Here is a 382-nt window from a genome sequence, read left to right on the forward strand (position 1 = left end):
ACGCACGGCTCTTGAGACAGTCACACGTCATGACGTGTGACGCTATGGTTAGCCAGGAGATCTTTACCGTTGTAGTGGTCCATTTTTTTTTTTTTTTTATATGAATATCAGACGCCCGCTGACGCAGGGCCTGTTCGAGGATCTGGTTGACCCGTTCGGCGATATTTTCCGGCCCGTCGTTCTGCGCCAGTTGCGCCTGCTTTTCCTGGGCCTGCAGACGCTTATCCATCTGCTCCTGGCTCCAGCATTCAATGTCGATCCGCTTTTGCGTCGCGAAGCGTAGCGCCTCCATCAACTCCGCCGGCGGGGTATTAACCACCGCAATAGAGATTGTCTGTTCATCGCTATGCAGCAGCATGGCGTGGTAGCGACCTAGGATTGA

Annotated in this window: 1 protein-coding gene; it reads right to left on the reverse strand. The window is 53.7% G+C overall.

Features of this window, described 5'->3' with window-relative positions; all coding sequences use genetic code 11:
* Positions 1–382 (reverse strand): hypothetical protein (locus tag AEA42_RS21615; protein ID WP_231640427.1); only part of this gene is annotated, 382 nt, incomplete at both ends.

It is taken from the genome of Shewanella sp. Sh95 (assembly GCF_001308045.1).
Classification (GTDB): domain Bacteria; phylum Pseudomonadota; class Gammaproteobacteria; order Enterobacterales; family Shewanellaceae; genus Shewanella; species Shewanella xiamenensis.